General features: G+C 73.5%; 14 protein-coding genes. 7 read left to right on the top strand and 7 right to left on the bottom strand.

Translation table 11 applies throughout. The features are described from left to right. Nucleotides 1-351: 351 nt before the first annotated feature. On the bottom strand, nucleotides 352-783 hold the full coding sequence (locus ABD127_RS03035) for a DUF4235 domain-containing protein (protein ID WP_344197592.1): 432 nt from the start codon (nucleotides 781-783) through the stop codon (nucleotides 352-354). Between the two features lie 2 nt (nucleotides 784-785). Continuing rightward, the gene (locus ABD127_RS03040) at nucleotides 786-1,271 is read right to left on the bottom strand and encodes a DUF3093 domain-containing protein (protein ID WP_344197594.1); all 486 of its coding nucleotides are present in this window, start codon (nucleotides 1,269-1,271) and stop codon (nucleotides 786-788) included. Between the two features lie 51 nt (nucleotides 1,272-1,322). Here ABD127_RS03040 and dut point away from each other — a divergent pair, with 51 nt between their 5' ends. Genes dut through ABD127_RS03065 form a run of 5 tightly spaced genes read left to right on the top strand, consistent with a single transcriptional unit; the run spans nucleotide 1,323 to nucleotide 4,019 of the window. Then, complete coding sequence (gene dut / locus ABD127_RS03045; RefSeq protein ID WP_344197596.1) at nucleotides 1,323-1,784, top strand: dUTP diphosphatase; 462 nt, start codon at nucleotides 1,323-1,325, stop codon at nucleotides 1,782-1,784. Then, the gene (locus tag ABD127_RS03050) at nucleotides 1,784-2,458 is read left to right on the top strand and encodes a DUF3710 domain-containing protein (protein ID WP_344197598.1); all 675 of its coding nucleotides are present in this window, start codon (nucleotides 1,784-1,786) and stop codon (nucleotides 2,456-2,458) included. Before dut ends, ABD127_RS03050 begins: the two co-directional genes overlap by 1 nt. A 9-nt stretch (nucleotides 2,459-2,467) precedes the next feature. Then, on the top strand, nucleotides 2,468-2,821 hold the full coding sequence (locus ABD127_RS03055; RefSeq protein WP_344197600.1) for an OB-fold nucleic acid binding domain-containing protein: 354 nt from the start codon (nucleotides 2,468-2,470) through the stop codon (nucleotides 2,819-2,821). Further along, on the top strand, nucleotides 2,814-3,503 hold the full coding sequence (locus ABD127_RS03060) for a DUF3159 domain-containing protein (protein ID WP_344197602.1): 690 nt from the start codon (nucleotides 2,814-2,816) through the stop codon (nucleotides 3,501-3,503). Before ABD127_RS03055 ends, ABD127_RS03060 begins: the two co-directional genes overlap by 8 nt. A gap of 39 nt (nucleotides 3,504-3,542) precedes the next feature. Further along, complete coding sequence (locus tag ABD127_RS03065; protein ID WP_344197603.1) at nucleotides 3,543-4,019, top strand: YflT domain-containing protein; 477 nt, start codon at nucleotides 3,543-3,545, stop codon at nucleotides 4,017-4,019. A 23-nt stretch (nucleotides 4,020-4,042) separates the two neighbouring features. Here the strand turns inward: ABD127_RS03065 and ABD127_RS03070 are convergent, their stop codons facing one another. The 5 genes from ABD127_RS03070 to ABD127_RS03090 all read right to left on the bottom strand — a co-directional run bounded on the left by ABD127_RS03070 (nucleotide 4,043) and on the right by ABD127_RS03090 (nucleotide 8,151). After that, entirely contained in the window at nucleotides 4,043-4,705 is a 663-nt protein-coding gene (locus tag ABD127_RS03070; protein ID WP_344197605.1) for a potassium channel family protein, read from the bottom strand. After that, the gene (locus tag ABD127_RS03075; protein ID WP_344197607.1) at nucleotides 4,705-5,370 is read right to left on the bottom strand and encodes a potassium channel family protein; all 666 of its coding nucleotides are present in this window, start codon (nucleotides 5,368-5,370) and stop codon (nucleotides 4,705-4,707) included. Before ABD127_RS03075 ends, ABD127_RS03070 begins: the two co-directional genes overlap by 1 nt. Before the next feature lie 150 nt (nucleotides 5,371-5,520). After that, nucleotides 5,521-6,114 carry a hypothetical protein gene (locus tag ABD127_RS03080; RefSeq protein WP_344197609.1) on the bottom strand — a complete coding sequence of 198 codons (594 nt, stop codon included), beginning with the start codon at nucleotides 6,112-6,114 and terminating at the stop codon, nucleotides 5,521-5,523. A 64-nt stretch (nucleotides 6,115-6,178) separates the two neighbouring features. Beyond that, the gene (locus ABD127_RS03085) at nucleotides 6,179-7,558 is read right to left on the bottom strand and encodes a ribonuclease D (protein WP_344197612.1); all 1,380 of its coding nucleotides are present in this window, start codon (nucleotides 7,556-7,558) and stop codon (nucleotides 6,179-6,181) included. Beyond that, nucleotides 7,555-8,151 (bottom strand): DUF3000 domain-containing protein, encoded by a 597-nt coding sequence (locus ABD127_RS03090; protein WP_344197614.1) that lies wholly within the window; start codon nucleotides 8,149-8,151, stop codon nucleotides 7,555-7,557. The genes ABD127_RS03085 and ABD127_RS03090 overlap by 4 nt, the downstream gene beginning before the upstream one ends. Nucleotides 8,152-8,262: 111 nt before the next feature. Between ABD127_RS03090 and hemE the strand changes: the two genes are divergently transcribed. Together hemE and ABD127_RS03100 are read left to right on the top strand one after the other, a co-directional pair. Further along, nucleotides 8,263-9,300 carry a uroporphyrinogen decarboxylase gene (gene hemE / locus ABD127_RS03095; protein ID WP_344197616.1) on the top strand — a complete coding sequence of 346 codons (1,038 nt, stop codon included), beginning with the start codon at nucleotides 8,263-8,265 and terminating at the stop codon, nucleotides 9,298-9,300. Continuing rightward, nucleotides 9,300-9,737: FAD-dependent oxidoreductase (locus ABD127_RS03100; protein ID WP_344197618.1), on the top strand; the 438-nt coding region annotated here is incomplete at its 3' end. The genes hemE and ABD127_RS03100, both read left to right, overlap by 1 nt.

The following is a 9,737-nucleotide window of genomic DNA, read 5'->3' on the forward strand; positions in this document are numbered from 1 at the left end:
AGCAGGCAACCTCGTGGCACCCCGATGGGGTTGCTGACGCACCGCGCTCGGAGCGGTTCCGCCGTTCTGCGGCTCACCTGGTCCGGTCCGGCCGACATGCGGCCACGGACGAGAGCGTTGGTGTGCGCTCCCCGTCGTCTGGCCGTCGACCGGGGTGGGCGGTGAGCAGGCCACCGAATGAGCCCGATCGCCGGGTGGGCGGTGGATCAGCCACCTTTGGAGGCCTTCGAAAGGTGGCTGAGCCACCGCCCCCACCGGGAAAGGTGGCTGAGCTACCGCCCCGACCCCGCCGGGTGTCCATGCCCGCTTGTCGCGCGCCACGGGAGTCGACCAGTCGCCCCGGCGCCCGGCCTAGCGCTTGCGCTTCTTCTTCCGGACGCTGGCGGTGTGCTCGGCCTTGGCCTCGGCGACCTCGCGGGCCATGATCTCGCCCTTGACGCCCTTCATGCCCGGCGGCAGCTGGCCCGTGGAGCGGACCCAGTACTGCGCGGTCTGACGTCGGACCCCGACCTTGACGACCTGGACGAGGGCGCCGCCGACGATGGCCCAGCCGATCGCCTCACGCAGCTCGACCTCGGGGTTGTCGCCGGCCGTCGGGGGCTTGCGCCCGGTCACGAGGCGCCAGGCGGTGCTGGCCAGCAGGGGAGCGGCGGCGGTCGCGGCGAGCGACGTGGAGCGGTCCATGAGCTTCCAGGCCGTCTTGGAGCTGCGGCCCTGCTTCGGTGCGGGCGAGGGGGTCGCGGCCGACACCCGGTCCTTCGTGCGCTGACGTCGCTTGCTCACGCTCAGGCTCCCTTCTGCGGTGCGCCGCCGGCGGCGGTGCGCCGACCAGTCTGCCGCAGGTCCTCGATCGCGGCAGCCAGGCGCTCGGGGTGTCGGCTGCCGAGCAGCCAGTAGGGGTGCGGGTCCTCCGGGTCGTCGATCCGGACGCGGACGCCGGCGTCGATCCACGGCCGGGTCGCGATCCAGGCGCGCACGTCGGCGCGCGGACCCATGACCTCGCGGTACGTCGCCCGGTCCAGCACCTCGACCTCACCGAGGAAGTCGGCGCCGATGTGCGCGCGCCCGGCGAAGAGCTCGCCGTCGACCCGCACCTGCAGCGCGCCGTAGGCCGCGACGAACCCGTAGCCGATCGCGGCGGCGATGACGGTGGAGACCGTCGCGAAGACCGGCGTGGTGGCGATGAAGACGAGCCATCCGCACGTCAGACCGAATCCGGTCGCGCCGATCCACCAGGCGATCGGGGCGGTCAGGCGTTCGCGATGGGTCACCGCACCAGTCTGACAGTGAGATGCTCACCCGGCCGGGCTAGGGTCGGCGCCATGGTCTCGATCCGCCTGACCCGTCTCGATGCCGGCGTGCCGCTCCCCGCGTACGCCCGCCCCGGCGACGCCGGGGCCGACCTGGTCAGCACCGTCGACGTCCGGATCTCCCCGGGCGAGCGGGCCCTGGTGCCCACGGGCATCGCGATCGCGCTCCCGGAGGGCTACGCGGCGTTCGTGCACCCGCGCTCCGGACTGGCGTGGCGTCACGGGATCTCGATCGTCAACACCCCCGGCACGATCGACGCCGGCTACCGCGGAGAGATCAGCGTCGTGCTGGTCAACCACGACCCGCGCGAGCCCTTCACGATCACGCGGGGCGACCGGATCGCCCAGCTCGTCGTGCAGCGCGTCGAGACGGCCTCCTTCGAGGAGGTCGACGCGCTCGACGAGACCGAACGGGGAGCCGGCGGCTACGGGTCGACCGGCGGACACCACAGCCTCGACCGGAAGGACGCCTGATGGGCATCTTCTCGCCGCGCCGCCGCGGCACCCAGGACACCCCCTCGACCGAGGACCTCACGACCAGCGACACGACTGCGCCCGCGCCCGAGCCGAGGCAGGGCCCGTGGGACGTCACCGAGAAGCCCGACCTCGACGGCCGGCTCGACTTCGGCGTGCTGCGCTTCCGCGTCCCCGCGGGGTACGACGTGCAGCGTCCGGCGAACGACACCGACGGCACGGTCCCGGTCGTGCTGGTGCGCGGGCCGGAGGGCGCCCTGCGGCTGCGTGTCTTCGCCGCCCCTCGCGACGAGGGCAAGTGGGACGACCTGCGCGCCGACGTCGTGCGCGAGGTGCAGGAGCGCAAGGGCACCGCGACGGAGGTCGAGGGTCCCCTCGGCACCGAGGTGCGCTGCGTCATCCCCGTCACCGCCCCGGACGGTCAGGCCATGGTGCAGCCGAGCCGCGTGCTGGGCCACGACGGCCCGCGGTGGACCCTGCGCGGCACGTTCCTCGGCCCCGTCGCGAAGGATCCGCAGGACCACGGCGACCTGATGGACGTGTTCCGCGACGTCGTCGTGGTGCGTGGCCCGGAGCCGCGTCGGCCCGGTCAGGTCCTGCCCCTGACCCTCCCGCCCGAGGCCCGTGGTGGTGCCGGGGCCCGGCCCGACGACACCGGCTCCGACGCGACGTAGGATCGAGACATGCCGGGACTTGTCAGCCGCGCCCTCGAGCGCTTCTCGACCGAGCACCGCGACGCCGCGGAGCTCCGTGACGACGCGGTGCGATCGGGCTGCTGCCAGATGGCTGACGCCGTCCCGCGCGAGCAGGTCGTGATCCACGGGGTCCTCCGCAGCGTCACGCAGCGGGCCTCCGACGACGTCACGACGCTGGAGGCGGAGATCTACGACGGGTCCGACAACGTCACGCTCGTGTGGCTCGGTCGCCGTCGCATCACGGGGATCGCCGCCGGCCGCTCGCTGACCGCCCGCGGCCGCATCGGCACGCGGGCCGGGCGCAAGGTGCTGTACAACCCCGCGTACGAGCTCGATGCCTGACGCCTCCGTCGAGACCGTCGAGGAGCTCGTCCGGCGTCAGCTGGCGGCCGCGTTCGGCGGCATCCGCGGCGTCGCGGAGAGCGCGGTGCCGAGCCTGGCCTTCCTGATCGCCTGGCTCACGACCGAGGAGCTGCGCCTGTCGATCGTGATCGCCGTGGGCGTGGCGGTCGTGCTGCTCCTGCTGCGCCTGGTGCAGCGGAGCACCCCTCAGTTCGTGCTGAACTCGCTGTTCGTGATCGGCATCGGCGCCTTCTTCGCGTCGCGGTCGGGGGAGGCGCGTGACGTCTTCCTGCCCGGCATCATCTACAACGGCGTCTACGGGGTCGTGATCATCGCGACGGTCCTCGTCGGCTGGCCGCTGATCGGCTTCCTGATCGGCAGCCTCAGCGGCGACCTCACGTCGTGGCGGCGCGACCGGGCGCTGGTGCGCCTGTGCAGCGTCCTGACCCTGCTGCTGGCGGTGCCGTGCATCGTCCGCGTGGTGGTGCAGTACCCGCTCTACCTGGCCGACGAGGTCGCACTGCTCGGCACCGCCAAGATCGCGATGGGGTGGCCGCTGCAGGTGGCGACGCTCCTGGTCATGGCGTGGGTCCTGAGCCGCAACGCGACCCCGGCCACCGCGCTGACGCGTTCGGCCCTCGAGGTCGAGGACGACCCAGAGCCTCGTCCCGACCCGCGCTGAGCCGCGGCTGCTCGCGGGCCCCGGGGCTACGCTGGGGACGTGCCCCAGATCTTCTCCCTCGAGTTCCCGCAGAGCCTCGCGACGTTCGACGACTACGACGCCGCGCAGAAGGCCGTCGACGCGCTGTCCGACGCCGAGTTCCCGGTCCAGAACCTGCTGATCGTCGGCACCGACCTCAAGCAGGTCGAGCGGGTCACCGGGCGCCTCACGACCGGGCGGGTGGCCCTCGCGGGTGCCCTGTCGGGACTCTGGTTCGGTGTGTTCATGGGCCTGCTGATCGGCCTGTTCGCCTCCGAGACCCACTGGCTGCAGATCGTGGCCACGGGTGCGGGTGTGGGCGCCGGCTTCGGTGCCGTGTGGGCACTGATGGGCTACGCCGCGACCCGCGGCCGCCGCGACTTCAGCAGCGTCAAGACGGTCGTCGCGACCCGCTACGAGGTGCTGGTCGAGCACCGGCACCTGGCCCAGGCGCAGGAGCTCCTCGGCCCGGTCGGCCGCCCGAACCCCTTCGCCTGAGCTGTTCCGATCTCTGCTGGTGACTAGCCCTTGGGCGCCAGCAGCGACGCCAGGGCCGCCTCGGCGTCCGACGCCGTGACGAACAGCAGCTCGTCGCCCGACTCGAGCGCACGGTCGCGGTCCGGGGTCAGGATCGAGGTGTCGCGCAGGATCGCCACGAGCAGGGCGTCCGGGGGCCACGGCACGTCCGCGATGCGCGTGCCCACCAGCGGCGAGTGGTCGGGCATCGTGAGCTCGACCAGGTTCGTGTCGCTCTGACGGAACGTGAACAGCCGGACGAGGTCGCCGACGGCGACGGCCTCCTCGACCAGGGCCGCCATCAGGCGGGGCGTCGACACCGCGACGTCCACGCCCCAGGACTCGCCGAACAGCCACTCGTTCGACGGGTGGTTCACGCGGCCCACGGTGCGGGGCACGGCGAACTCGGTCTTGGCGAGCAGCGAGATGACGAGGTTGGCCTTGTCGTCGCCCGTCGCGGAGATCATGACGTCGCACGTGTCGAGACGCGCCTCCTCCAGCGAGGACATCTCGCAGGCGTCGGCGAGCAGCCACTGAGCGCCGGGCACGGCGTCCGAGCGGATCGACCCGGGCGACTTGTCGATCAGCAGCACGTGGTGGCCGTTCTCGATCAGCTCGGTGGCGACGGAGCGGCCCACGGCCCCTGCACCGGCGATGGCGACGCGCATCAGTGCTCCTTCTCCGGTCCGGACTCGAGGACGGCGAGCGCCGCCTCGGCGTGGTCGTCGCGCATGAAGATGCTGAGGTAGTCACCCTCCTGGATCGCCATGTCGGCCTGCGGCAGGATGCCGCTGCCGAGCCGGGTCACGAAGGCGACGCGCACGCCGGCGGCCTGCTCCAGGGAGGCCAGCGAGCGACCGATCCAGCCGAACGGGGCGTACACGCTGTCGAGCCTCAGCTCGCCCGAGGGATCGCGCCACTGCGGCTCGGACCCGGCGGGCAGGAGCCGGCGCAGCACCTGGTCGGCCGCCCAAGGCACGGTCGCGACGGTCGGGATGCCCAGACGTTCGTAGACCTCGGCGCGTCCCGCGTCGTAGATCCGGGCGACGACGTTGTCGACGCCGAACAGCTCGCGCGCGACCCGCGCGGAGATGATGTTGGAGTTGTCGCCGCTGGAGACCGCGGCGAACGCGTCGGCCCGCTCGATGCCGGCCTGGCGCAGCACCTCGCGGTCGAAGCCCATGCCGGTGACGGTCAGGCCCCCGTAGGTGGGTCCGAGCCGGCGGAACGCCTCGGCGTTCGAGTCGATGACGGCCGTGGTGTGGCCGCGCTCCTCGAGGCTGCGCGCGAGGGACGAACCGACGCGGCCGCACCCCATGATGACGATGTGCACGAGGCGACGCTACACCGGACCGAGGGCTGGTGCGCCGGGCTGGGAGCGCCTCACGGCGCGTGGCCGCTCGTAGCGGCTCATGTTGAGACCCGGGGCTACCTCAGCCCGGCGCGGAACCAGCCTAACCGGAGGTTCAACCGAGCGGCGCGTTCAGGCCCACAGGCTCCCGGAGCGCTCCAGCGTGGCGGCGTGGCGCAGCTGTCGGGCCAGGTCGAACAGGCGCGCGGCGCTCTGCGGATCCCCGGACTCCAGCTGGGCGCGCCCGACCGCCGCGACGTGCGCGAAGGCCGCAGCACGGTCGAGCGTCACGTCGAAGTCGGAGCGCACGACACCGCGCAGGACGGCGTCGACGAGTCGGACGACGTCCTCGGGCGTCGGAGGCTCCACGACTCCCGCCAGCGCGTTCTGCACCGGCGCGTGCGCGATGCCGGCGGCGTACTCCCGCGCTGCCTGGTCGGGCTGGCGGTGGACCCACGTGTGGATCAGGTAGAGCCGCCACAGGCAGCCCGCCACGGTGTCGGCGGGGCACGCGGCCCACAGGTCGGCCAGCGTGCCCAGGCCCTCCACGTCGACCAGCGTCACGACCCGCTCGACGAGGGCCTCGTCGGCCGCGCTGTCGGTGCCACGCACGAGCAGGTGAGCGATGCGGTGACCGGCCGCGGTGGCCTCGGCGGGGTCGGGGGTGCCGACGACGTCCTGGAACGCCTTGGGCCCGGGAAGTGCCGGGCGGTGGAAGTCACCCATGTCGACCGACCCTACGCGGCGGACGGTTGAGCGACGGCACGTCGGGCAGGCGGTGGAGGTGCCGCTAGCCGCGCAGCGCTGCGCTGAGCGGGGTGCTCACGAGCTCGACCTGCCACGGGCGAGCGCCCTTCTCGGCCAGCAGCGCGCCGACCGACTCCGCCGAGAGGTCCGCCGGGGGCTCCCAGGCCAGCTCGCGGACGGTGCCCGGCGCGATCAGGTTCTCGGCCGGCAGGTCGTGCTGCTCGGCCAGGGTGACGACGACCTCGCGGCAGCGACCGAGACGGTCGGCGGCCTCGGGGTGCTTCTCGGCCCACGCCCGCGGCGGCGGGGGTCCGTCGCCGCGCACGCTGGAGCGGGGCAGCTCGTCCTCCGGCAGCGCGAGGGCGGTGTCGATCGCCCGCTGCCACTCGTTCAGGTGACGGCGCGCGCCGCGGCCCCGCATCGTGCGCAGGCCCTTGAGCTGGTCGGCGTCGGTGGGCGCCACGGTGGCCATCTCGACGATCGCCGCGTCGGTCAGCACGCGACCCGGAGTCGTGTCGCGACGCTCGGCGATCTGGTCGCGCGTCTCCCAGAGCTCGCGCACGAGGGCCAGGTTGCGACGGCCGCGGATGCGGTGCATGCCGGATGTGCGGCGCCAGCGGTCGGTCTTGGGCGGTGGGCCCGTGAACGACAGCAGCGCCTCGAACTCCTGGAGCGCCCACGCGAGCTTGCCGGCCCTCTCGAGTTCGGCCTCCAGCAGGTCGCGCAGCTCGACCAGCACCTCGACGTCGAGCGCGGCGTAGACGAGCCACGGCTCCGGCAGTGGACGGGTCGACCAGTCGGCTGCGGAGTGCTCCTTGGCCAGGCTGTGGCCGAGGTAGAGCTCGACGAGCGTGGCCAGGCCCACCCGGGGCAGGTTCAGCAGGCGACCGGCCAGCTCGGTGTCGAACAGGGCGCGGGGGCGCATGCCGGCCTCGGTCAGGCACGGCAGGTCCTGGGTCGCGGCGTGCAGGATCCACTCCTCGTCGCCGATCGCGTCGTCGAGCGCGGTCAGGTCGGCGAACGGGACGGGGTCGACGAGGTGGGTCCCGGACCCGACGCGGCGCAGCTGGACCAGGTACGCCCGCTGGGAGTACCGGTAGCCCGAGGCGCGCTCGGCGTCGATCGCGACCGGCCCGCTGCCGGAGGCGATGGCGCGGCACGTGGCGGCGTACAGGTCGTCGGTGTCGACGACGGGCGGCAGCTGCTCGCGCAGCACCAGCGGCGGCAGGCTCGGCGTGTCGGCGACGGGAGCAGCCGGGGTCACGTCCGCGTCGTCGGCGGACTCGGAGGCGTCGGTGACGGTCGCCGGGGGCTCGGGCGCCGGGGGCTCGGGCGCCGGGTCGTCCTGGGGCGCTCGCGGTGCCGCCGGAGCAGGGCGCTCGGGTGCCTGCGGGACGATGAACTCGGGCTCGAAGGACGTCACGCGCCGCCTCCGACCGGACCGCGGTGGCCACGACCCGGCAGGTAGGCGACGTCGGGGGACACCGGGGGAAGACCGGCGACGGCGGCCAGCAGGTCGCCCCACGCGCCGAGGTGGTCGGCCACGCCGGTCAGCGGGGTCCAGGACGCGCGCACCTCGACCTGCGACTGCGGCGCGTCGTCGACCATCGAGCCGAAGGCCTCGGTGTGCACGACCGTGACGCTGCCGCCGAACGCGGTGGCTTCGGCGCCGCGGCTCGCGAGGGCGTCCTCCAGCCAGCTCCAGCCGACGGCCGGCAGGACGGGGTCCTCGGCCATGTAGCCCTCGATGTCGGCCCGGGCGAACGTGACGCAGCGGAACGTGCCGTTCCAGGCGTCGTGCCCGGCCGGGTCGTGCAGCAGGATGAACCGGCCGCTCGCGAGGTCCTCGTCGCCGGCGACGATCTCGCCGCTGAGGGCGTAGGCGTGCGGGGCGATGCGGGTGGGAGCCGGCATGACGTCGATCACGACCTCGGGCCGCACGGCGGCCGACCTGAGCTGGTCGACGGCGGCGGCGAACTGGCTCGGCACGCTCCCGAGCTCGCTGTGGGCTCCCACCCGTTGATGGTAGGGGCGTTCGGGCTCGACCACCGGCCGACACTCCGGGGGTAGCGGGCCGGTGTGGCGGCTGGACGCGGTGCGTGAGGGCGCGCCTGCGAGACTGGGACGGTGACGACGACGCTGTCCGAGAGCCCGTTCCTCGCCGCCTGCCGCGGCCAGACTCCTGCCCACGTCCCGGTGTGGTTCATGCGGCAGGCCGGCCGTTCGCTGCCGGAGTACCGCGCGATCCGCGAGGGCGTCGCGATGCTCGACTCCTGCTTCACGACCGACCTCGTCGTCGAGATCACGATGCAGCCGGTGCGCCGTCACGGTGTCGACGCCGCGATCTTCTTCTCCGACATCGTCGTGCCGCTCAAGGCGATCGGTGTGGACCTCGACATCGTCGCGGGCGTCGGCCCGGTCGTGGCCGAGCCGATCCGCACCCGCGCCCAGCTGGACCAGCTGCGCGACCTCGAGCCCGACGACGTCGCTCCGGTGATCGCCGCCGTCGCGGCCCTCACCGGCGAGCTGGGAGGCACGCCGCTGATCGGCTTCGCGGGTGCGCCCTTCACGCTGGCCTCGTACCTCGTCGAGGGGCGGCCGTCGCGCGACTACCGCAACACCAAGGCGATGATGCACACCGATCCGGAGCTCTGGCACGACCTGCTGGGACGGATCTCCGCGATCGCGGGTCAGTTCCTGCGGATGCAGGTCCAGGCCGGCGCGTCCGCGGTGCAGCTGTTCGACTCGTGGGCCGGGGCCTTGAGCCTGGCCGACTACCGCACGTTCGCGATGCCTCACTCGGCCGCGGTGCTCGAGGCGGTGGCCGACCTGGACGTGCCGCGCATCCACTTCGGCGTGGGCACGGGCGAGCTGCTCGGGGCGATGGGCGAGGCGGGAGCCGACGTCGTCGGGGTCGACTGGCGCGTCCCGCTCGACGAGGCCGTGCACCGGGTCGGACCCGGCAAGGCGCTGCAGGGCAACCTCGACCCGACGACGCTGTTCGCGCCGCCGGAGGTCGTCGAGCGCGAGGCCCGACGCGTCCTCGACCAGGGCCGCGCCGCCCACGGCCACGTGTTCAACCTGGGCCACGGCGTGATGCCCGAGATCGACCCGGACGCGCTGACGCGACTCGTCGACGTCGTGCACGCGTACGAGCTCGACTGATGCGCGTCGCGGTCGTCGGCGCCGGGATCGCGGGGCTGACCGCAGCGCACGAGCTGGGACGCCTCGGCCACGACGTCGTCGTGCTGGAGGGCTCGGCCCGCATCGGCGGCAAGCTCGTGGTCGGCGACGTCGGCGGGGTGCAGGTCGACCTCGGTGCCGAGTCGGTGCTGGCCCGGCGGCCCGAGGCCGTCGCCCTGATCGACGCGGTCGGGCTCGGCGACCGGGTCCAGCACCCTGTCACGACCTCGGCCGGCGTTTGGACCAAGGGTGCCGTCCGCGCGCTCCCGCCGACGGTGCTCGGCGTGCCCTCGGACCTCGCCGCGCTGACGGCGAGCGGCATCGTCGACGGCGTGGACGTCCGCCCGGCTCCGCTGCCCGACGCCGACCTCTCCGTCGGTGACTACGTCGCGCAGCGCGCCGGCCGCGAGGTCGTCGAC

The sequence above is a fragment of the Aeromicrobium alkaliterrae genome, assembly GCF_039529015.1.
GTDB lineage: Bacteria > Actinomycetota > Actinomycetes > Propionibacteriales > Nocardioidaceae > Aeromicrobium > Aeromicrobium alkaliterrae.

What these genes read in the sequence shown, in the direction of transcription:
- dut (WP_344197596.1), top strand. Translation starts at nt 1,323, where the DNA reads ATGGTCTCGATCCGCCTGACCCGTCTCGATGCCGGCGTGCCGCTCCCC.
- ABD127_RS03050 (WP_344197598.1), top strand. Translation starts at nt 1,784, where the DNA reads ATGGGCATCTTCTCGCCGCGCCGCCGCGGCACCCAGGACACCCCCTCG.
- ABD127_RS03055 (WP_344197600.1), top strand. Translation starts at nt 2,468, where the DNA reads ATGCCGGGACTTGTCAGCCGCGCCCTCGAGCGCTTCTCGACCGAGCAC.
- ABD127_RS03060 (WP_344197602.1), top strand. Translation starts at nt 2,814, where the DNA reads ATGCCTGACGCCTCCGTCGAGACCGTCGAGGAGCTCGTCCGGCGTCAG.
- ABD127_RS03070 (WP_344197605.1), bottom strand. Translation starts at nt 4,705, where the DNA reads ATGCGCGTCGCCATCGCCGGTGCAGGGGCCGTGGGCCGCTCCGTCGCC.
- ABD127_RS03080 (WP_344197609.1), bottom strand. Translation starts at nt 6,114, where the DNA reads ATGGGTGACTTCCACCGCCCGGCACTTCCCGGGCCCAAGGCGTTCCAG.